General features: G+C 56.0%; 24 protein-coding genes. 14 read left to right on the top strand and 10 right to left on the bottom strand.

The features are described from left to right. Nucleotides 1-203: 203 nt before the first annotated feature. The 8 genes from FQ192_RS01805 (at nt 204) to FQ192_RS01770 (ending at nt 4728) form a co-directional block, all read left to right on the top strand. The gene (locus FQ192_RS01805) at nt 204-590 is read left to right on the top strand and encodes an Imm10 family immunity protein (protein WP_149657113.1); all 387 of its coding nucleotides are present in this window, start codon (nt 204-206) and stop codon (nt 588-590) included. Nucleotides 591-622: 32 nt separating this feature from the next. Then, nucleotides 623-886 (top strand): PAAR domain-containing protein, encoded by a 264-nt coding sequence (locus FQ192_RS01800; protein WP_149657112.1) that lies wholly within the window; start codon nt 623-625, stop codon nt 884-886. 696 nt (nt 887-1582) lie between these two features. Continuing rightward, complete coding sequence (locus tag FQ192_RS01795; protein WP_149657111.1) at nt 1583-1789, top strand: hypothetical protein; 207 nt, start codon at nt 1583-1585, stop codon at nt 1787-1789. Then, entirely contained in the window at nt 1786-2193 is a 408-nt protein-coding gene (locus FQ192_RS01790; protein ID WP_178128983.1) for a hypothetical protein, read from the top strand. Before FQ192_RS01795 ends, FQ192_RS01790 begins: the two co-directional genes overlap by 4 nt. 137 nt (nt 2194-2330) lie before the next feature. Then, nucleotides 2331-2723: a hypothetical protein gene (locus tag FQ192_RS01785; protein WP_149657110.1), complete on the top strand. Its 393-nt coding sequence runs from the start codon at nt 2331-2333 to the stop codon at nt 2721-2723. A 208-nt stretch (nt 2724-2931) separates the two neighbouring features. Beyond that, entirely contained in the window at nt 2932-3927 is a 996-nt protein-coding gene (locus FQ192_RS01780; RefSeq protein WP_149657109.1) for an ankyrin repeat domain-containing protein, read from the top strand. A 37-nt stretch (nt 3928-3964) separates the two neighbouring features. Continuing rightward, nucleotides 3965-4357, top strand: a complete 393-nt coding sequence (locus FQ192_RS01775) for a hypothetical protein (RefSeq protein ID WP_149657108.1) — start codon at nt 3965-3967, stop codon at nt 4355-4357. A 107-nt stretch (nt 4358-4464) separates the two neighbouring features. Continuing rightward, on the top strand, nt 4465-4728 hold the full coding sequence (locus tag FQ192_RS01770; protein WP_149657107.1) for a PAAR domain-containing protein: 264 nt from the start codon (nt 4465-4467) through the stop codon (nt 4726-4728). A 13-nt stretch (nt 4729-4741) separates the two neighbouring features. Here the strand turns inward: FQ192_RS01770 and FQ192_RS01765 are convergent, their stop codons facing one another. Continuing rightward, nucleotides 4742-6040: a mechanosensitive ion channel family protein gene (locus FQ192_RS01765; RefSeq protein ID WP_149657106.1), complete on the bottom strand. Its 1299-nt coding sequence runs from the start codon at nt 6038-6040 to the stop codon at nt 4742-4744. A 193-nt stretch (nt 6041-6233) separates the two neighbouring features. On the opposite strand from FQ192_RS01765, the gene FQ192_RS01760 reads away from it, so the two are divergent. Further along, nucleotides 6234-7580: a DEAD/DEAH box helicase gene (locus FQ192_RS01760; protein ID WP_123406347.1), complete on the top strand. Its 1347-nt coding sequence runs from the start codon at nt 6234-6236 to the stop codon at nt 7578-7580. 228 nt (nt 7581-7808) lie between these two features. Here the strand turns inward: FQ192_RS01760 and FQ192_RS01755 are convergent, their stop codons facing one another. The 4 genes from FQ192_RS01755 to FQ192_RS01735 all read right to left on the bottom strand — a co-directional run bounded on the left by FQ192_RS01755 (nt 7809) and on the right by FQ192_RS01735 (nt 10588). Beyond that, nucleotides 7809-8408, bottom strand: coding sequence for a hypothetical protein (locus tag FQ192_RS01755; RefSeq protein ID WP_149657105.1), 600 nt, complete (start codon nt 8406-8408; stop codon nt 7809-7811). 12 nt (nt 8409-8420) lie between these two features. Further along, nucleotides 8421-9005: a papain-like cysteine protease family protein gene (locus FQ192_RS01750; RefSeq protein ID WP_149657104.1), complete on the bottom strand. Its 585-nt coding sequence runs from the start codon at nt 9003-9005 to the stop codon at nt 8421-8423. Between the two features lie 277 nt (nt 9006-9282). Beyond that, nucleotides 9283-9558: a hypothetical protein gene (locus tag FQ192_RS01745; RefSeq protein WP_149657103.1), complete on the bottom strand. Its 276-nt coding sequence runs from the start codon at nt 9556-9558 to the stop codon at nt 9283-9285. A 289-nt stretch (nt 9559-9847) separates the two neighbouring features. After that, a complete protein-coding gene (locus FQ192_RS01735; RefSeq protein WP_149657101.1) occupies nt 9848-10588 on the bottom strand; it encodes an SDR family oxidoreductase in 741 nt (246 codons plus the stop codon). A gap of 103 nt (nt 10589-10691) precedes the next feature. On the opposite strand from FQ192_RS01735, the gene FQ192_RS01730 reads away from it, so the two are divergent. Continuing rightward, nucleotides 10692-11597, top strand: coding sequence for a LysR family transcriptional regulator (locus tag FQ192_RS01730; protein WP_149657100.1), 906 nt, complete (start codon nt 10692-10694; stop codon nt 11595-11597). A 97-nt stretch (nt 11598-11694) separates the two neighbouring features. On the opposite strand, the gene FQ192_RS01725 is transcribed toward FQ192_RS01730, so the two are convergent. Then, nucleotides 11695-12429, bottom strand: a complete 735-nt coding sequence (locus tag FQ192_RS01725) for a thioredoxin family protein (RefSeq protein WP_149657099.1) — start codon at nt 12427-12429, stop codon at nt 11695-11697. 177 nt (nt 12430-12606) lie between these two features. Here FQ192_RS01725 and FQ192_RS01720 point away from each other — a divergent pair, with 177 nt between their 5' ends. Next, complete coding sequence (locus FQ192_RS01720; RefSeq protein ID WP_149657098.1) at nt 12607-12996, top strand: transcriptional regulator; 390 nt, start codon at nt 12607-12609, stop codon at nt 12994-12996. A 124-nt stretch (nt 12997-13120) separates the two neighbouring features. On the opposite strand, the gene FQ192_RS01715 is transcribed toward FQ192_RS01720, so the two are convergent. The 3 genes from FQ192_RS01715 to FQ192_RS01705 all read right to left on the bottom strand — a co-directional run bounded on the left by FQ192_RS01715 (nt 13121) and on the right by FQ192_RS01705 (nt 15187). Continuing rightward, nucleotides 13121-13990, bottom strand: a complete 870-nt coding sequence (locus FQ192_RS01715) for a DUF6279 family lipoprotein (RefSeq protein ID WP_149657097.1) — start codon at nt 13988-13990, stop codon at nt 13121-13123. Between the two features lie 80 nt (nt 13991-14070). Continuing rightward, complete coding sequence (locus tag FQ192_RS01710) at nt 14071-14790, bottom strand: TorF family putative porin (RefSeq protein ID WP_149657096.1); 720 nt, start codon at nt 14788-14790, stop codon at nt 14071-14073. Between the two features lie 208 nt (nt 14791-14998). Continuing rightward, nucleotides 14999-15187, bottom strand: coding sequence for a hypothetical protein (locus tag FQ192_RS01705; RefSeq protein ID WP_017337097.1), 189 nt, complete (start codon nt 15185-15187; stop codon nt 14999-15001). A 352-nt stretch (nt 15188-15539) separates the two neighbouring features. Here FQ192_RS01705 and FQ192_RS01700 point away from each other — a divergent pair, with 352 nt between their 5' ends. From FQ192_RS01700 to FQ192_RS01690, 3 genes are all read left to right on the top strand, one after another. Next, complete coding sequence (locus FQ192_RS01700) at nt 15540-16376, top strand: S1 RNA-binding domain-containing protein (RefSeq protein WP_054049140.1); 837 nt, start codon at nt 15540-15542, stop codon at nt 16374-16376. A gap of 46 nt (nt 16377-16422) precedes the next feature. Then, nucleotides 16423-16827, top strand: a complete 405-nt coding sequence (locus tag FQ192_RS01695; RefSeq protein ID WP_149657095.1) for a DUF2177 family protein — start codon at nt 16423-16425, stop codon at nt 16825-16827. Between the two features lie 168 nt (nt 16828-16995). Next, complete coding sequence (locus tag FQ192_RS01690; RefSeq protein WP_149657094.1) at nt 16996-17928, top strand: DMT family transporter; 933 nt, start codon at nt 16996-16998, stop codon at nt 17926-17928. On the opposite strand, the gene FQ192_RS01685 is transcribed toward FQ192_RS01690, so the two are convergent. After that, on the bottom strand, nt 17873-19051 hold the full coding sequence (locus tag FQ192_RS01685) for an MFS transporter (RefSeq protein WP_149657093.1): 1179 nt from the start codon (nt 19049-19051) through the stop codon (nt 17873-17875). The two genes, FQ192_RS01690 and FQ192_RS01685, sit on opposite strands and share 56 nt — an antisense overlap. Between the last annotated feature and the right edge of the window lie 16 nt (nt 19052-19067).

Raw genomic sequence — 19067 nt, 5'->3', positions numbered from 1 at the left:
AATTTGATGGTGAAGAGCAAAAAAATGGCCAAAAAAATGGGACGGATTTATTTTTTGTCCAGTCGGTAAAAGGATAAGACCTGGAAATAAGGAAAATAAATCTGTCCCCTTTTTTGGTCAGGTGCAGCTATTCAATACACATGGCCAGAGAACGGCGAAACCAAAACTTGGAATGCCACACCAAAAACTGGTAGGAGAAAGTAATGAACATTCAATTTTCGGCAAAATATTATGATTCCTCCGCAGAGGATGATGTTTTAACAGTAGGGTTGGCAGACAGTGAAGATGATCCTAAGCACTTTCTGATTTTGCAGCGCGCTGAAGACGTTGATGAGCAAGATGTAGAGCTTGGCCAGGACACGTACTACGTTGAGATTGGTGAGCCTGGGATGGCTGGCTATGGTGGCATTGATGATGTTTTGATAGCAGCAGATAAGCTGATTTTCAGTTTTTCAAGCGCCACCAAGTGGTGCAAGACTATAAAAACTATTGAAATTGAAATTGCGCCTCAGTTGGGATCTATTGACGATATTGAGAAATCTCTTAGAGAGATATTCATAGACACGCCAACAACAATCTCACGGTCGTAATTGGTCATGAGGTCGGATAGGGGAACGAAACCATGAAGGACATCATTCGTCTAGGCGACTCCACCAATCATGGCGGAGTGGTGCTTGAAGCGTTCTCTCAAACTGACCTCAATGGCAAACCCATTGCTGGTGTAGGCCATAAGGTAAGTTGCCCACTGTGCAAAGGCGTTTTCCCCATCGCCGAGGGAAGTAGTACGTACACGGTGGGAGGGATCGCTGTGGCGCTTGATGGTATGAAAACGGCCTGCGGTGCCAGTCTGATTGCCAGTGGTCCCAAGGGCGCAGTGATCAGCTGATTCCAATTTGGATACCTATATTACCCGAGCTGAGTGGCCTTTCAGCGCGAGAAATATGTCTGTAACGAGGCCCGCTAGAATAGGTCGCGGACGAGTTCTAAAGCGCAGAGCAAGGCTCATAAACTGTCTCGGCCCAAAGCCCTTGCCCTGATGGCTGTAGCGCAGTGTTGGTTTCAGGATTAGTCGCAATCCATCCGTGTGGAGAACGTTGATGGTCAGGTACCTACCGTGGAGTGACTGCTTCTGGCAGATTCCTACCTCACTAAAAGACTGTTATCGGCCAAAAGCAGATGTTCAACGCTAGAACTAAGCTGCGGCTGAGCCGTCCACTTGGATGAATGATTAGGGCGCATTCCAGTCAATGGTGATGTCGCCTGTGTTGACGAAGAGAGCGATCTCCGCGAACGAAAACAGGATGCCACCCATTGCGGTCACTGCATGCCAGTAGCTGTATTGCCAAGTCTCTGGCGATACTTGGACGCAGCTTCCATGAGCACAAACATAATATTTTCCAGGTAAAGGGGACGGATTTATTTTCTACCCAGTTGCTAAGAAATCAGCCTAGGAAATAAGGAATAAAAAAAGGGGACAGATTTATCTTTATCCAGTCGGTAAAAGGATCAGCCCTGGAACTAAGGAAAATAAATAAATCCCCTTTTCGGAGTATGCGAAGGTCACGTGCCAGGCGTAGGTTATGTGAAATATTATGGCGATACCGACAATAAAAGGTGGTGGTCTGAAGATCAGACCGGTCATGGGGAAAGTGCGTGGAAAGTTCATAATAAAAGCGGTGAGTGGATAGCTGATGCTGATGCGTATGGCGACTATATGGAAGGAAAGCATAAGGGTGATACAGGTAAGAATTTGAATTTTAGTTCTATGAAATGTAAAGGTGCGAAATGATTGAGACAGCGGAGGAGTTTGTTGCGTTACGCAGTAGTCAAATAAAAGACGAATACGATAGAGCTGCAATGGAAGAAGCTCCTGTATCAGTGTGGCGCGAAGTTATAAGTGAGTATCCTGACTATAGGAAGTGGGTTGCGCATAACAAGACGGTTCCTCTTGAGATTCTTGAGGAGTTATGCGTTTTCTCGTCGGATGTGAGACGATTTATTGCCTCAAAAAGAAAGCTATCGCTTAAGCTTTTCGAGCTTCTTTCCAATGATTTGGATGCTAATGTAAGAGTCGAAATTGCAGCGAATAATAAAGCGCCAAGGACGGTCTTGGAGAGCCTGTTAATGGATGCAGATGAAGATGTAGTGAGTGCGGAAAAAAATAACTTAGAACGGCGGGGATGTACTCGCTAGATTTTCTACTGGTGATTATTTCAAAAATAAAGGGGGCAGATTTATTTTTTATCCAGTCGGTAAAAGGGTCAGCCCTGGAAATAAGGAAAATAAATCTGTCCCATTTTTTGCTCATTTTTTGCTAAAGGAGGTGGTCCATGATAAATAGCGCTGAAGAGTTCAAACGTTATCTTCAAAGTAAAAATGAGGTTGAAAGAGCTAAGGCTGAGGATGCTGCCTCAGATGAGGTTTGGTTTGAAATTCTACTAAAATATCCTGAGTTAGCACGTCAAGTTGTCGCAAATAACACCATCTCAGTAGAAGTTTTGGAGCGGCTTTCATTAATTGATGATGCTGTCGTGAGATGGGATGTTGCCATGAAGCGGAGGATAAATAGAGCGACTTTTGAACGATTGGCATGTGATGGGGATATAAAAGTTAGGCATCGAATTGCGTGTAATCCAAAGGTGCCTAAAGCTATCTTAGCTAAACTGGTGGCAGATGAGGATGAGATGGTTTCTGCCGCAGCGAAAAAGCGGTTAAACGATTGAGTACGAAGAATAGATATAAAATAAAGTACGCAACAGAAAAGGTGACGGATTTATTTTAAGAGCGTTGGCATGTAAAGAATAAATCCCTCAGTTTTTCTAAGTTGCTAATTTTGATTAGTTGTCGCGTGAGCTTAGTGATGATTCGTCGAGATCGCCTGAAATCGCTTCAAATAACGCTTAACCCACCATCCCAATATGAGATTTTTGTATGCTGCAATTAACTCCTGTCTTTAACCGTTTCCGAACTGCCTGCATCGTCACTTCGGTTCTCTTCTGCGGCCCGAGCCTGGTGCAAGCTCAGTCGGCGGACGTGTCCAAGCAACTGGATAATGCGGTACTTCAATACGCTTATTCCAAAGAGCAGAAAGATCTTGAGGCCGTGAACCGGTTACTCAAGAGTGGCGCCAAACCCGATATTCAGATTTTGTGGCATGCCGCTTATTACAAGCGTCCTGACCTGGTCGATCGTTTTCTTGAATTTCCGATTGATGTCAATCAGCCCATCAGTGACAACGGAGAAACCGTACTGCTGTCAATGCTGGGGCATATGGGCGATCCAGAAGAGCTCAAAGATACAACGCACATTGTGCATAGTTTGCTCAAGGCGGGTGCCGACACTAATGTGATTGCTCAGGGCGGGACTAATACCCCACTTATTGCGGCGGCAAAGCTAGAGAAGTCATCGGCGCCGGAGTTGATTAAGTTACTGTTGCAATTTGGTGCTGATGCCAAGATGGTGACGCCGCAGGGGTTTTCGCCACTCATGAAGTCGGCGTCTGATCTTGAGGTTATCAAGGTGTTGATTGCCGCTGGCACCGATCCTTATGGTGTCACCAAGGTTGGTTCAACCGCTTTGCATTTTGTTTGCGAGCGCGCCTATAACCTGAGCGATCAACCTGATCCGCAAGCTGCACAGCGGATTGCCCTGCTGCACAAGGCTGGCACTTCGATTGATGCATTTCAGCCACAGCAGCAGGCATGGCCTGTTGGTACACCTTTGCTGGAAAGTGCGATCCACCACAATCCTGACTGCACCAAGGCCTTGATGGCAGCAGGTGCTGACAAGGATGCTCTCGCTTTCCCTCCGGAATATGTGGCTGAAGATCCCAGTGCGAAAGGCCAGACGGTGCGTCAAAATGTACTGAAGTCGGCAAAAGATGTACCTGATCTGTATTCGGATGCCGTTGTGAAGTTGTTCCAGTAAAAACATTAAACCGAGCACCATTAATTTAAGGATGAATATGAAAAACGCAGCATTGATCTTCGTACTCACAAGCACTTTTTCAACCTTTAACGTCGCACAGGCAGAAGACGTTGATCCCGCAGCAATGAAGAATGTCTACGACTCCACACGCAACATTGCCGGTCTCATTACTTACTGCGTCGATAAAGGCTTTCTAAAGTCGGACAGTACTGAAAACGCCAAGAAGATGGTGGCGTTCGCGAAAGGTATGCCTGGCGGTGTGGACACCAGCGACGGGGATAAGAACGAAGCCTATGGTCGCGAGGGTAAGGGCAAGGGGCCAGACGGAAAGTACGAGCGCGTGGAAAGCGCCGCGCCCCAGGGTGTTGAAGCCTGGTGCAAAGAAGCCGATGAAGGCGTGCGTGAAGGGTTGAAGTCAGTCGGTCTGTAGGCGTTACTGCACTTGCCACTATGATTGCCTGGACTGAAAGACGCTCGCTGACTGGCGAGCGTTTTCAGCTGTCGGGGACGTTCGGTTATTACAGGGATGACCACATCATGAAAGACATCATTCGCTTGGGCGACTCCACCAGCCACGGTGGCGTGGTGCTTGAAGCCTTTTCCCAAACCGACCTCAACGGCAAGCCGATTGCCGGTGTCGGCCACAAGGTCAGTTGCCCACTGTGCAAAGGGATTTTTCCGATTGCCGAGGGCAGCAGCACCTACACCGTGGGCGGTATCGCGGTGGCGCTGGAGGGGATGAAAACTGCGTGCGGTGCTGCGTTGATTGCCAGCGGGCCAAAGGGCGCAGTGATCAGTTGAGTATCGAACAGGGTTACATGACGTGTTTTTCGGGTTCGGGAATATGGCTTGCGCCGAGCACCGCTGGCAGCAACCCGGACCGCAAATCTCCACCACTCGGCTGTTGATACAGGCTCAAGCCGAACTCCGGCAGCACCGCCAGCAGGTAATCGAAGATATCGCCCTGGATCCGCTCGTAATCGGCCCACGCGGTGGTGCGGGTGAAGCAGTAGATTTCCAGTGGGATACCTTGGGCGGTGGTCTGCATCTGGCGGACCATGCAGGTCATGTTCGGCTGGATCTCCGGGTGGCTTTTCAGGTACGCCAGCGCATAGGCGCGGAAGGTGCCGATGTTGGTCATGCGCCGGCGGTTGGCCGACATCGCCGCGACATTGCCCTGAGCCTCATTCCAGGCCTTGAGTTCCGCTTGTTTGCGGCCGATGTAGTCGGTCAGCAGGTGCACTTGGGCCAGTTTCGCCTCTTCGTCATCGCGCACGAAACGCACGCCGCTGGCGTCGATGAACAGGCTGCGCTTGATCCGGCGTCCACCGGACTGCTGCATGCCGCGCCAGTTCTTGAACGACTCGGACATCAGGCGCCAGGTCGGGATCGAGACGATGGTCTTGTCGAAATTCTGCACTTTGACCGTGTGTAACGTGATGTCCACCACGTCACCATCGGCACCGACTTGCGGCATCTCGATCCAGTCACCGACCCGCAGCATGTCGTTGCTGGTGAGTTGCACACTGGCGACGAACGACAGCAGCGTGTCCTTGTAGACCAACAGAATCACCGCCGACATCGCGCCCAGACCCGAGAGCAGCAACAGCGGTGAACGGTCGATCAATGTGGCGACGATGATGATTGCGCCGAGCACGTACAAGACCATTTTCGTCAGTTGCACGTAGCCTTTGATCGAGCGGGTGCGGGCGTGTTCGGTGCGGGCGTAGATGTCCAGCAGGGCGCTGAGCAGGGCACTGGCTGCCAATAGAAGGAACAGAATGGTGAACGACAGCGCGACGTTACCGAGGAAGATCCGGCTGGTTTTGCTCAGTTCCGGCACCAGGTACAGGCCGAACTGGATCACCAGTGACGGCGTCATCTGCGCCAGCCGATGGAAGACCTTGTTGTGCCGTAAATCGTTGACCCAATGCAGCGCCGGTTGGCGGCCGAGCATTTTGGTGGCGTGCAGAATGAGGTAGCGCGCCACTCGTCCGAGGACCAGCGCCACCACCAGTAGCAGGACCAGCGCCAGGCTGGAATGCAGGAGCGGGTGCTGGTCGAGGGCGCCCCAAAGGTCTTGGGCATTGAGCCAGAGCTGTTTGATATCCATGGGCGAAAACGATTCTTCTGTAGGTTGCGTCGGGGCGATTAGAGCATTTAAGACGCTGTGGATGACGTTTGGAGACATTTCAGGCAACAAAAAAGCCACTGTTTACTGTCGTTTGTATAAAGAAACTCGGCCTTAGCGCTCGAAACCGTTACCCTATGCAGCTGTTTTTTTGTATTTCTTCGAGGTAGCACCCGTGTTTTCCCAATTCGCCCTGCACGAACGCCTGCTCAAAGCCGTGGCCGAGCTTAAATTTGTCGAGCCAACGCCTGTGCAAGCAGCGGCTATTCCGCTGGCGCTCCAAGGGCGTGACCTGCGGGTGACAGCGCAAACCGGCAGCGGCAAAACCGCTGCTTTCGTTTTGCCGATCCTCAACCGTCTGATCGGCCCGGCGAAAGTTCGCGTCAGCATCAAGACCCTGATCCTGCTGCCGACCCGTGAGTTGGCCCAGCAGACCATCAAGGAAGTCGAGCGCTTCGCCCAGTACACGTTCATCAAGTCCGGCCTGATTACCGGCGGTGAAGACTTCAAGGTCCAGGCCGCCATGCTGCGCAAGGTGCCGGACATCCTGATCGGTACGCCGGGCCGGATGATCGAGCAATTGAACGCCGGCAACCTCGACTTGAAAGAAGTTGAAGTGCTGGTGCTCGACGAAGCCGACCGCATGCTCGACATGGGTTTTGCCGAAGACGTGCAGCGTCTGGTGGCAGAGTGCACCAACCGTCAGCAGACCATGCTGTTCTCCGCCACCACCGGCGGTTCGGGCCTGCGCGACATGGTCGCCAAGGTCCTGAACAACCCTGAGCACTTGCAGCTCAACAACGTCAGCGACCTGAACGCGACCACCCGTCAGCAGATCATCACCGCTGACCACAATCAGCACAAAGAACAGATCGTGAACTGGCTGTTGGCCAACGAGACCTATCAGAAGGCCATCGTGTTCACCAACACCCGGGCCATGGCCGACCGTATCTACGGCCGTCTGGTGGCGCAGGAATACAAAGCGTTCGTGCTGCACGGCGACAAGGACCAGAAGGATCGCAAACTGGCGATCGACCGTCTGAAGCAGGGCGGCGTGAAGATTCTGGTTGCCACCGACGTTGCCGCTCGCGGCCTCGACGTGGAAGGCCTGGACCTGGTGATCAACTTCGACATGCCGCGCAGCGGCGACGAATACGTGCACCGCATCGGACGTACCGGGCGTGCCGGCAACGATGGCCTGGCCATCTCGCTGATCTGCCACGGCGACTGGAACCTGATGTCGAGCGTCGAGCGCTACCTCAAGCAGAGCTTCGAGCGCCGCACCATCAAGGAAGTCAAAGGCACCTACGGCGGACCGAAAAAGGTCAAGGCTTCGGGCAAAGCCGTTGGCGTGAAGAAGAAAAAAGTCGACGCCAAAGGCGACAAGAAGAAAACCGGCGCCAAGGCCCCGACCAAACGCAAAATTGCTAACCGCCCGAAGACCGACGCCCTGTCGCTGGTCAGCAAGGACGGCATGGCGCCGCTCAAGCGCCGCAAGCCGGAAGCGCCGGCTGCTGAGTAATGCCGCGTAGAAGCTTGCGAACACCAAATCTGTGAAGGGGCGTGTTGTGGCGAGGGGGCTTGCCCCCGTTGGACTGCGCAGCAGTCCCATTCTTTGGGGCCGCTTCGCGTCCCAACGGGGGCAAGCCCCCTCGCCACAAAGCCCTCTAATCACCGGTTCTGTGTTGCACCTGAATGACCCAATAAAAAACCCGGACAAGTGTCCGGGTTTTTTTATCTCCAGCGTTTATCAGCTCCCCAACAGCCCACTGGTGTCCGCATCAAAGCGTTGCTTGGCCTGATCCGCCACCGGTTTGAGCAAAGCCAGCAGCGCCGCCTCGCTGTACAACTGAGTGACCGCCAGTTCCTTGGGCGTCGGCTCAATCGGGATCAGCACGTCTTCACCGTCTGCATGCAGCCAGATCGCCACAAGGTGAATCGCCGAGACAAACAGCACCCGCAGTTCAACGGTTTTACCCTGCAATTGCGGCGACTGCTCCGCCAGTTTCAACGCAGCCACCGTGGCGGCCGCGATGGCCCCGTGGTTCAGCGAGGCGAACTCGACATGACCGCGGACATCGGCCAATTGCGCATCGGCAATCGTCACGCCATCGGAAAACACCAGGTAATGCCAATCGCCGACCTTGGCGTCTTTCAGGCCTTTGCCGTGGCTCAAGTCCTCCAGGCTGAGCGAGTAACCGCGATAGGCCTCGCTGAGGCTGATCTTGCTGGCCGTGGCGCTGGCGAACTGGCGATTAATGCCAAAGCCCCGGGTTTGCAGGGCGGCTTGCAGCGCCGGACGCAGTGTCTGTACGCCGTTGGAAGGCGCCTTTGGATAAGTCAGTTGCATGATGTCGCCCTCCTAGTTTTTGACGGTGAAGTAAGTGTTGGTCCAGTTGCCGCCGCCGTTGTACGAACCGGGGAACGAGTTCAGCGCGCGGGTCGAGTAACCGTAGATGGAATCCGCGATCAACACGTAGTTGCCGTTGGTGCCATAGATCGTCAGGAAATGCGCACCGCCGCCGTACCAGGCACAGCGCAAACCGATCGGTCGGCCCATGTTGATCTGGTTCTGAATGGCCGACATCTGCAACGAGCCTTGATTCATGCCATTGAAACTGCGGGTGATCCTCAAGGCTGAATCCAGATAGCCATACACATTGCACGGGCCTGGCTGATTACAGCAATTGCGATCCAGCGCAGCAGTGGCCACGCCGCATTGAGTCCAGGACCCGGTGCCGTAATAGTTGCCGACCGAGGCGGACACCGCCGCCCAGCACCAGTTGGTCTGGGTTTGTGGCTGCATCGTGAAGTTGAGGCTGGCAGCGGCCAGTGCATTGAGTGGTGCCGCCGACTCGACGTCGACCAGGTGCGGGTTGAGCAGATGACCGGTCAGGCACCTTGGCAGTGTCTCGCCGGTGAATTGCGTTGCTTCAGTGGTTAACATTTTTCAATCCTCCATGAGTGAAAACTAGCGTCCAGCTAGTGGGGGTGTAGCGGTGTTGCTGAGCGATCGGCGTACGCGGTTTGCCATGTTGAATGGCCGGCTCCGATCCAGGCTCGAGGTAACCTTAGGCGCGGTTATGCGTTTGTGCAAATAATTAAATGCACTAGTGCAAAACCAAAGTCAAAAGATCACAGCCTTCGGCGGCTCCTACGGGAATGTCGGTCTTACACGATCCCCGTAGGAGTTGCCGAAGGCTGCGATCTTTTGATCTTGGTTCTTAACCCTCGGCCTTCTTATCCGCCGTATCCAATTCCTTCAACCGCTGATCAATCAACTGACACTTGTCGGGCAAATCCGCGCTGGCTGTGCCGAGATCCATCTTCTGCAACTCATCGTTAATCTCCTTGGCCTTCTTCGGATTCTGCTCGGTGAGCCGGGTCACTTCCTTGGCCAGTTGTTCACGTTTGGCGGTGGCTTCCTCGGGTGTGCAAGCCCAGGCGGGCAGGGCGCAAGCGAGGGTAGCGGCGAGGGTTAGTTTCAGCAGGGTTTTCATGGGGCAGGCCTCAGTTCCGGTTAAGGCGGGTTATCCGGTTGAGGGTTGTCGGATGAAAAAAGTTCAGCGCAGGTGCGAGAGCTGACGAAGGTCGGTGATGGGCTATTTACGGCGGTCCGTCATGCGGCTTCTATATGGCCATCAATTTTGCCTGCTTCCGGGACATCCACTAGCGAAAAGAACGGCACGCTTAAACGCTTCTCGCAGTTGGAGACGCAAGACGATTCCGATCAACCGTTCCAGGTCTCCGGTTACGCGAGTGGGGTGGAAGGTGCGTGTTCGACAGTGCTCACCGCATCATCAACCCCCCATCCACCGCGTACTGGCTGCCAGTAACATAAGCCGCATCATCTGAAAGCAGAAATAGCGCCACTGCCGCCGCTTCGCTCGCCGTTCCCATGCGTTTCAATGCCAGTCGGTTTACAACGCCTTCCTCAAATTCCTTGCGCATGGACTCCAGCATAAAACTCCGAAATGGGCTTTCTATAGGCCCCGGCACTAACACATTAACCCTGATACCACGCTCACCCATCGCCGCCGCAAAACAGCGCGCCATGGATATCAGCGCACCTTTGCTGGCCGCATAAACACTCGCCATCGGCGCCGCTTCATAGGCAGAAGTAGATGAGGTGAGGACAACTGAAGCGCCCGGTTTCAGCTGGTTTGCCAGGCTGGCGATTTGCAGCATCGGCCCTCGGGCGTTGGCGTTCATCATGCGGTCGAAAAACTCGAAGCGGGTGTCCTCGATCCCTGCGACTCGCGCATAGCCGGCGTTCAGCCATAGTCCATCGAGCCCGCCCAACGTTGCGACGGTGTTGGCCAGTTCTTCGGCTGCTGTCGGTTGTGAAGCGTCGTTCTGGAACACCAGGGCCCCGGCAGGTAGCTTCCGTCGGGCATCATCCAAATGCGCCCGGCTGAGCCCTGTCACTGCCACTGTTCCGCCTTCTTCCACGATACGGATAGCCCCCGCCAGCCCGATGCCGCTGGTGCCTCCGGTGATCAGAATGCGTTTTCCGGTAAATCTGCCCATCCGTCGTCTCCTTGCCGTTTTGAACTCCAATCCAGTATTAGGCCAAGGGATTGCTTTGATAATGCGTTAGTATCCGAACGACTTATTAAGGAACCCATACATAATGCGAGGCAGTGAATACGCCCAGCTTCGGGCCTTCGTCGCGGTGGTCGAGCATGGCAGTTTCGTGCGGGCGGCGGCGCATCTGGGGATGTCGGCGTCAGCGCTGAGCCAGACCATCCGTCAGCTGGAAGAGCGTCTGGATGTGCGCCTGCTCAACCGCACCACCCGCAGCGTGTCGCCGAGCGATGCCGGTGCGCGGCTGTTGTTGCGCCTGCAACCGGCGCTGAACGAGGTGGACGCGGCTCTGGCCGGGGTCACGCAAACGCCGGGTACGCCCAGCGGCCGACTGCGCATCAATGCACCACGGGTGGCGGCGATTCACTACCTGGCGCCGCTGATTGGTCCGTTCCTCAATACGTATCCCGGCGTGAGCCTCGACATCGTGACCGATGAGCGTCTGGTGGACATGGTGGCGGGCGGTTTTGATGTGGGTATTCGGCTTGGTGAAAGCCTCGACCAGGACATGATCGCCGTGGAGTTGAGCGGGCATCTGGAAATGATGGTCGTGGCCTCACCGGCCTACATCGAGCAATTCGGCACGCCGCATACGCCTCACGATTTGAGCGAGCATCAGTGCCTGTCTTATCGCTGGCCCACCGATGGCAGCCTTTATCGCTGGGAGTTCGAGCGTGCGGGTGAACGCCTCGCGATTTCGGTCAACGGTCCGCTGGTGGTCACCGAACCGGAGATGCTCACCCGTGTGGCGCTTGAAGGCGCTGGTATTGCGTACCTGTTTGAGCATCAGGTTCGGGAGCACATCAGCGCTGGCCGGTTGGTCCATCTGTTGCAGGACTGGACACCGGCCTTTCCCGGTTTTTACCTTTATTACCCGAGTCAGCGGCAGATGGCACCGGCGCTGCGGGCGTTTCTGGATTTTGTGAAGAAGCCGATGCCACCGGACTCCTGATTCTTTGTAGGAGCGAGGCTGCCCGCGAAAGCGATTTCATGATCAACCGAGATGTTGAATGCTAAATCGCTTGCGCGAGCAATTGCACTCCAGGGCGCTATCCGCCATGGCAGCAACTGGCCGACGCCTTGTCGTCGTATTTGTCGTGGTGCTTCACCCACTCCATGATTTCTTCTTCATTGCGGCCCTTGGGCGTCAGGTCGAGGTAGTTGTAGGCGCCGACCAGCAGGTCCAGACCTCGTTCGTAGGTGGAGTAGGTGTGGAAGATGTCGCCGGCTTCGTTGCGATAAAACACGCTTAGGCCGGGCATTTCTTCCTCGGTCCAGTCAGAATTTTCGTAGTTGTAGGTAGCCGTTCCGGCCGCGACGTCTTCAGCTCGGGCGGAGACGCCAAAGTCGTAGTTGAAATCGCAACCTTCTGACGACACCCAATCGAATTTCCAGCCCATGCGCCGCTTGAAGGCCTGGAATTCGGCGAATGGCGCGTGGGAAACCGCCACCACCGCCACGTCATGGTGGGCCAGGTGCAGGTTGGCGCCGTCGATGTGGTCGGACAGGAACGAGCAGCCGGTGCAGCCTGCGTCCCAGCCTTTGGCGAACATGAAGTGATAAATGATGAGTTGGCTGTGGTCGCCGAACAGGTCGGCCAGTTTCAGTTCGCCATTCGGGCCCTGGAAGCGGTAGTCCTTGTCGATCTTCACCCAGGGCAGGGCGCGGCGTTCGGCGCTGAGTTTGTCGCGCTCTTTGGTGAAGGCTTTTTCGTGGGCCAGGTGTTGCTTGCGGGCGGCGAGCCATTCTTCTCGTGATACGACGGGATGATTCTGAATGTTCATCGGGTTTTCTCCTGCGGGATGCTGGGAGTTGGCTTACACAACCTAGTCGTTCGGCCTGTGGGAATTTCGACATACCGCCGATCGGTGCCGTTCAAAACCTCGGCTGAACGGCTAACCGCCGCGCCGGTCACAACCTATGAAGGCCATCACACACTCTGGCTTGGAGGTTGAATCAGGATGACGACTTATAACTGGGATTTGATTGAACACTTGCTGCACAAAGTGCAGGAAGGTGACGACAGCTACGCACCTCGGGCCTATGCCGAGCAGTACGCCGCGAAGCAATCAGCGGAAGGCGAGCAGACCGAAAACCTGGATCACCTGAAAGCGGTGGCCGGCGAGTACGAAAAGTTACTGCTACAGCGCGGCTATATTGAGCCCCGGCCTGAAGAGCAGGGCGGCTCTGGCTCGAATTACATTTTGACGGCCCGGGGCTCGAGTCTTTTGAGCCTGATTGACAGCAGCATTCCGGGTAAGGAGCACCCGCGGCAGGTGCTGGATGAGCAGGCCGATGCGCTGGATGAAGCGACGTTTGATGAGGTGGCGTCGAAGGCGCAGATTGCCTGAGGAACACCCATACCCATTGTGGGAGCGAGCCTGCTCGCGATAGCGGTTTGACATTCAACGTCTCTGTCGATTGTTACACCGCTATCGCGAGCACGCTCGCTCCCACATTTGTACCGCGTTGGATTCAACCCTGCTGTGCTGCCTTCAAACATTTCAAATCAGTGAAGTCCTTTCTCACGCCTTCAATTTTCTTTAGCAACCGTTGACGTTGCGCCGGTGTGCTTTCTGCCATTAAGTCCACCAGTAATCCGCGCGCCTGGGCTTCGGTGTTGGCGTAGGCCTGGCGGTAATCTGCCGTCCATAAACTCTCGCGATTGACCAGAAGTGTCTCGATCCGTTGTGGGAATTCTGGACTGCGGCGTTGCGCGACCGCTGCGCTGAACTGCGTCTGCCAATGCACGCGGTTGGCGATCCATTGCTTGTTCTGATCGCCCAATGCGTTTGACCACGCCATCACCCGTTGTTGCTGGGTCGCACTGAGTGTGCCAAGCCAGTCGTTCAGGCGTTTGTTCATACGCTCGGCGCGTTCCTTGATCTGCTGATCGAGGGAGGGTTTGAGGTATTCCTCCTGGCGTTTGCGCTGATCTTTGGCGAATGCGTCGTTCATCTCCGCCACTTGCTGGTCATTGAGACCCTGAAGCAGTTCGATGGCTGATGGCGTTATCTCCCGGGCGGTTTGGGCGATGGCCTGTTTGGCTTCCTGGGTTCGGGCTTGCAGCGCGTCGTCGGTGACCTGGTTGGTCTCGACCATGGCTTGCAATCGGTCCAGCCAATCCAGGTAACCCGGCAATTGGGTGGTGCAGTGCCAGCTCAGGTGTTCCTTGAGGCGCTCGTTGAACCAGCCTTTCTGCTCGCCGTTCATGTCCAGGTAGTCGCTGAGCGTCCAGGGAATGATCACGTCGAGATTGCGGTAAGCCAGCCCCACACGGCTGCACGCGCCGAGGGCGAGCGTGAGGGTGAGGAGGACGGCGATGTGTTTAAACCAGCGCGACATGGGCGAGTCCTTTCGAAGGCCTGGCTTCTTGGATGAGGGTCTTTATGTGAGCGCAAGATAAGCCCGGCAGTTCAAGCCAATCAATAGAAGGCGCGTTCGGCCTTGAGCGTTACCAACCCGTCGCACTGGCTGTTGTGCCCGGAGTAGGCGGAGCAGTCGCTGCCGCTGAGGTTGGAGTCGCTGTAGATCAGGTCCAGGTCGACGCCCATGAACGCTCGGGACAGTTGCAGTGACCAGTCGGTGAAACTGCCGACCATGCCGCCATCTACGGAAACCGGCGCGTTGAGCTGGTGGGTGGTGTACTTCATGCTGATCCCGATGCCGAACGGCTGATTGCCACCGAGGTCCGCGAACACCGTGCTGTTCTGTTTGTCCGGGTCGTTGCTGAAGGCGGCGCCGAAACGGCTGCCGAGAAAGGTCAAGCCACCGAACAGCTCCTGGCTGTCGAGGGTGTCCACTTTCGGATAGCTGTAATGGATCATGCCGACTTCGTAGCCGAGGGTACGGTCGAAAGGCTGTTTAAAACCCATGTAGGAATCGATTTCGAGGTTGCTGCCCGGGTTTAGGCCGGCGCTCGGTGACCATTGGCCCACGTAGAAACCGCTGTCGTGGCTCAAGTCGAGGCCGCCGTGGAATGAACCGGTGCTGGCGGGCTTGACCAGCCCCTGGGCCATGCTGCGGCTGGGCGTGGTGCCGAGCTTGAGGTCGAAGTCGCCCAATTCGCGCTGGAAGATTTGCGCGTGGGCGATAGAGCACGACAAGAGCAGGCTGCCGAGCAATAAGTAGGAGAATTTGAGCATGCGTCACTCCATGACAGCGAGGAAGCAGTGACCGAAAGTCTGCTGAAACGCTTAATCTAGACGGGTGCAAGCATACCGGCGAATGCTCGGCATTGAAGGCCGTTCGTCGATTTCTGAAATATTGATGGGTTTTGCGGGGTGTGGCGGGAGGGTTCCAGTCCAAGCGCTTCGAAGCTCAAAGCGCTTACGGACCAGTTAAAGCAGGGTGTTACTTCTTGCCGAGCGTGATTTGCTTCGACGGGCCGAATGTCTGGCCGCTGACGCCTTTGGCAATTTGCTGGATCTCGCCACCGGACTTGAGGAACGCAGCGATCTGGTTGTTGATCGATTCGCTGGTTTCAACGGCTGGAGCTGGCTTTGCTTTGCTGTTGGATGCTTTTACACGCATGGCGGCCATTAACCTGTAGAAAATTAACTTGGCCAGGCATCGTACAGGAAATACTTGACAATTGCTTGGCAAATATCCCCCTGAAATAACCGGGGCCATCACTCGATTATTCACAAGTTATTGATCGAAATACCCGGCTAAGCTGCTGTTTTAAATAAGAAGATGGGGCAATAAAAAACCTGTTTGGCAGCAACGAATGCTGGCCAGGGCTGGCGGATCGGTCAGACGAGCGGTGAGAAACCTGTCGGCAAGCCCAGGAAAATTAAGGCTCCCGGAGGATTTTCTCGCGCCACCGGGCCGGCCGGCGAACGCGGCCCGCAAAACCGGGTAGAATGCCGCCCACGCAATGAGGGTATTGGAAATGGCTTTAGTCGGGCGCTACAACAGTTTGCAAGTGGTTAAACACACTAACTTCGGTTTATATCTGGACGGTGGCGCGGATGGCGAAATCCTTCTGCCCAATCGTTATATCCCCAAAGATATTCCCAGCGAAGATGAAGATTGGCTCAACGTTTTTGTTTATCTGGACAGCGATGACAAACTCATCGCAACTACCGAAACACCGAAAGTTCAAGTCGGTGAATTCGCCAGTTTGAAAGTCGTTGAAGTCAACAGCATCGGCGTGTTCCTGGATTGGGGTCTGCCGAAGGACCTGTTGCTGCCGTACTCCGAAGAAAAACGCCAGATGACCGCCGGCGAGTATGTGGTGGTGCATGTCTACCTCGACAAGCACACCCGCCGCATCACCGCGACTGCGCGTCTGGACCGTTACCTGGACAAGACCCCGGCCAACTACACTCCGGGCCAGGAAGTTGATTTGCTGGTGGCCGAAGCAACCGACATGGGCTTCAAGGCGATCATCAACAACAAGCATTGGGGCTTGATCCACAAGAACGAAATCTTCAAGTTCATGCGCGCCGGTAAAGAAGAGAAGGGCTTTATCAAGGAAGTCCGTACCGACGGCAAGATCAGCCTGAGCCTGCAACCGGTCGGCGAAGAAGCCGCCACCAGTCTGAACTCGAAGATCCTCGCCAAGTTGCGTGATAACAACGGCACCCTGCCGATCAGCGACAAGAGCGATCCGACCCTGATCAGCAGCATGTTCGGCGTCAGCAAAGGCAACTTCAAGAAGGCTATCGGCGCGTTGTACAAGAACGGCCAGATCGTCATTCATGCCGATCGCATTGAACTAAGCTGATCGCTCGCCGGCCCCATGTAGGTCGATGACATGGGGTTGGACTGCGATGAAAAAAGTTCTGTTTGCCTACGCCGGCACCTTGCTGGCGTTTCTCCTGCTCGACGGCCTCTGGCTCGGCGTGTTGATGGCGCCGACTTACCGCACGCTGCTCGGCCCCCTGATGCTCGACCAACCGCTGCTGGCCCCGGCAGCGGTGTTCTATCTCCTTTATGTCTTCGGTTGTGTGGTGTTCGTGGTGTTGCCGGCCCTGAGCTGGCAGCGGGCCGCGCGCCTGGGGGCGTTGTTGGGGCTGGTGGCTTATGGCACTTATGACTTGAGCAACTGGGCGACGTTGAAGGGATGGTCGGCGGGGTTGGCGGTGATGGATATGGCGTGGGGGACTTTTGCCACAGGTGTGGCGTGTACCGCTGGTTACTGGGTGGCGCACAAGCTGACGAAGGTCAAAGCCTAGCAACGGCAGCGTTGATGACGCAATCGGGAATCTGAAGGTCCACTTCAGGCGGCATTTCCTGGCCATCTGGTTAATAATCGACGGCATGATTTTTCGCCCCAGCCTGGTGCTGGGGCTTTGCTTTTACTGTCGAGTTCCTGCCATGGATTGTGTTGTCGAGGTGTTCCGGTGAGCGCCACCCGGCGTAGCGCCGATGGGTTTGCCCTGCAAGTGATGCTCGGGTTGTGCCTGATCTGGGGCGTGCAACAAGTGATGATCAAGTGGGCGGCGCCGGACATTGCGCCGGTCATGCAAGCCGCCGGGCGGTCGGGTATTTCTGCGTTGCTTGTAGGACTTCTCATCTGCTGGAAGGGCGGTTGGGATCAGGTGAGCCATACGTGGCGCGGTGGACTACTGGCCGGTGCGCTGTTTGGCCTGGAGTTCTTCTTCATTTCCGAAGGTTTGCAACTGACCACGGCGGCGCACATGTCGGTGTTTCTCTACACCGCGCCGATCTTTACCGCGTTGGGCGTGCATTGGCTGTTGCCCAGCGAGCGCTTGAGGCCGGTGCAATGGTTGGGGATTTTTCTAGCATTTGTCGGGATCGCCATCGCGTTTGCCGGCGGTGTGTCCTGGGATAACCTCGACCATCGCATGTTGATGGGCGATGCATTGGGCGTGCTGGCCGGCGCTTCGTGGGGGGCGACCACCGTAGTGGTGCGCGCGTCGCGCCTGTCGGAAGCACCCGTGACCCTGACCCTGTTCTATCAACTGATCGTCGGTTTCGTCGGCCTGTTGCTGATTGCAGTGCTCAGCGGCCAGGTCACCCACGTCAGCCTGACCACCGTGGCGGTGGCCAGCGTGTTGTTTCAGGGGTTGGTGGTGTCGTTCTTCAGTTACCTGACCTGGTTCTGGCTGTTGCGCCGTTATCTGGCGGCGAACCTGGCGGTGTTCTCGTTCATGACACCGCTGTTCGGCGTCACCTTCGGCGTGGTGCTGCTGGGTGAAGACCTGAGCCTCAACTTCGTGATCGGCGCGGTGCTGGTGTTGCTCGGCATTACTTTTGTCAGCGCTGAGCAGTGGGTGCGCCGTCGTTTGCGCAAAGCCCTCGGCCAGCAGTGAGTGGGCGCAGGAGCAAACCGCCGGCGATCAGCAAACCGCTGCCGGCGAATATCAGCGCAGGCTGCAAACCACCGCTGAAATGGCTGCTCAATGCGGCCAGCAACGGCCCGGCGAGCTGACCCACGGCAAAGCACGCGGTCAGCAGCCCGGCGTTGCGTTGGGTGGCGTGGGGCGCCAGTTCCCGGGAGCGTTGCATCACCAATTGCATGCAGGCCAGGAACGGCGTGCCGCAGAGGATCACGCCCAACGCCAGGCCCGGGCCGCTGCCCAGCAAGCAGGCGAAGACCCCGGCGGCTTGCAGCCATAACGTGGCGATCAGCCAATGGCGCGTGGCGTTCGGCGTGTGTCGACGCAAACTCACCAGCAACACCCCAAGCGCTGCCGCGAGGCCGAAGCATGGCCAGAACAGATCCGCCATCCATTGCCCGTGGAACTGCGCGTTGGCCATTTGCGAGAGGAACGTGGCGGGGATGATGTAGCCCAGGCCGTACAAGCCGTAGATCAACCCTAAGCGGCCGATGCCCTGATTGCCTGAAGTCGTAACAGGTGGTGCCGAGACGGCGGCAGTCGGTTGCGGCAGGAAGGGCAGGATCGCCAGCAGCATCACCAATGCGACGGCGGCATATATCAGCCACAAAGTTGCCGAAGTCTGCCCCAACAGGTGTGAGACCAGAGCCAGCATCCCTGTCAGAAAAATTCCCAACCCCGGTCCGGCAAACACCAGCGCGCCCAACCGTGGACGACCGGCGGCCGCAGCCAATGGCTGGCTCAACGCAGTAATCATCACCAACACCCAGGCGCTGGCTACGCCGGTGCCGAAGCGCAGCAGCAGATGCGACCAGAAGCCGTTGGCCCAGAACGAAGCCAGGGTCAGCAATACGCAGAGCCACAGGCCACCCAACAGGCGCAGGCGCACATGGTGATGGCGGCGGGCGAACATCGCGTCCACCGCGCCGACGAAGTAGCCAAGGTAGTTGGCCGCCGCAATCAGACCAGCGGCCGTCAGGTCAATCTGACCTTCACTGAGCAAGTGTGGAAGTTGCGGCGTCAGGGCGAAACGCCCGATGCCCATGGCCATCATCAGGGCGATGAAACTGGAGGTTAAGCGAATCAGCGGGGACATGGTCCGGATTCCTGCA

Source organism: Pseudomonas sp. ANT_J12 (assembly GCF_008370045.1).
Taxonomy (GTDB): domain Bacteria; phylum Pseudomonadota; class Gammaproteobacteria; order Pseudomonadales; family Pseudomonadaceae; genus Aquipseudomonas.
Note: the sequence above shows the minus strand (reverse complement) of the source record. Positions and strands in the feature narration are given on the sequence as shown.

Excerpts from the sequence above, each read along its gene's own strand:
- FQ192_RS01805 (WP_149657113.1), top strand. The coding sequence starts at position 204 with ATGAACATTCAATTTTCGGCAAAATATTATGATTCCTCCGCAGAGGAT.
- FQ192_RS01800 (WP_149657112.1), top strand. The coding sequence starts at position 623 with ATGAAGGACATCATTCGTCTAGGCGACTCCACCAATCATGGCGGAGTG.
- FQ192_RS01790 (WP_178128983.1), top strand. The coding sequence starts at position 1,786 with ATGATTGAGACAGCGGAGGAGTTTGTTGCGTTACGCAGTAGTCAAATA.
- FQ192_RS01785 (WP_149657110.1), top strand. The coding sequence starts at position 2,331 with ATGATAAATAGCGCTGAAGAGTTCAAACGTTATCTTCAAAGTAAAAAT.
- FQ192_RS01780 (WP_149657109.1), top strand. The coding sequence starts at position 2,932 with ATGCTGCAATTAACTCCTGTCTTTAACCGTTTCCGAACTGCCTGCATC.
- FQ192_RS01775 (WP_149657108.1), top strand. The coding sequence starts at position 3,965 with ATGAAAAACGCAGCATTGATCTTCGTACTCACAAGCACTTTTTCAACC.
- FQ192_RS01770 (WP_149657107.1), top strand. The coding sequence starts at position 4,465 with ATGAAAGACATCATTCGCTTGGGCGACTCCACCAGCCACGGTGGCGTG.
- FQ192_RS01765 (WP_149657106.1), bottom strand. The coding sequence starts at position 6,040 with ATGGATATCAAACAGCTCTGGCTCAATGCCCAAGACCTTTGGGGCGCC.
- FQ192_RS01755 (WP_149657105.1), bottom strand. The coding sequence starts at position 8,408 with ATGCAACTGACTTATCCAAAGGCGCCTTCCAACGGCGTACAGACACTG.
- FQ192_RS01750 (WP_149657104.1), bottom strand. The coding sequence starts at position 9,005 with ATGTTAACCACTGAAGCAACGCAATTCACCGGCGAGACACTGCCAAGG.
- FQ192_RS01745 (WP_149657103.1), bottom strand. The coding sequence starts at position 9,558 with ATGAAAACCCTGCTGAAACTAACCCTCGCCGCTACCCTCGCTTGCGCC.
- FQ192_RS01735 (WP_149657101.1), bottom strand. The coding sequence starts at position 10,588 with ATGGGCAGATTTACCGGAAAACGCATTCTGATCACCGGAGGCACCAGC.
- FQ192_RS01730 (WP_149657100.1), top strand. The coding sequence starts at position 10,692 with ATGCGAGGCAGTGAATACGCCCAGCTTCGGGCCTTCGTCGCGGTGGTC.
- FQ192_RS01725 (WP_149657099.1), bottom strand. The coding sequence starts at position 12,429 with ATGAACATTCAGAATCATCCCGTCGTATCACGAGAAGAATGGCTCGCC.
- FQ192_RS01720 (WP_149657098.1), top strand. The coding sequence starts at position 12,607 with ATGACGACTTATAACTGGGATTTGATTGAACACTTGCTGCACAAAGTG.
- FQ192_RS01715 (WP_149657097.1), bottom strand. The coding sequence starts at position 13,990 with ATGTCGCGCTGGTTTAAACACATCGCCGTCCTCCTCACCCTCACGCTC.
- FQ192_RS01710 (WP_149657096.1), bottom strand. The coding sequence starts at position 14,790 with ATGCTCAAATTCTCCTACTTATTGCTCGGCAGCCTGCTCTTGTCGTGC.
- FQ192_RS01705 (WP_017337097.1), bottom strand. The coding sequence starts at position 15,187 with ATGGCCGCCATGCGTGTAAAAGCATCCAACAGCAAAGCAAAGCCAGCT.
- FQ192_RS01700 (WP_054049140.1), top strand. The coding sequence starts at position 15,540 with ATGGCTTTAGTCGGGCGCTACAACAGTTTGCAAGTGGTTAAACACACT.
- FQ192_RS01695 (WP_149657095.1), top strand. The coding sequence starts at position 16,423 with ATGAAAAAAGTTCTGTTTGCCTACGCCGGCACCTTGCTGGCGTTTCTC.
- FQ192_RS01685 (WP_149657093.1), bottom strand. The coding sequence starts at position 19,051 with ATGTCCCCGCTGATTCGCTTAACCTCCAGTTTCATCGCCCTGATGATG.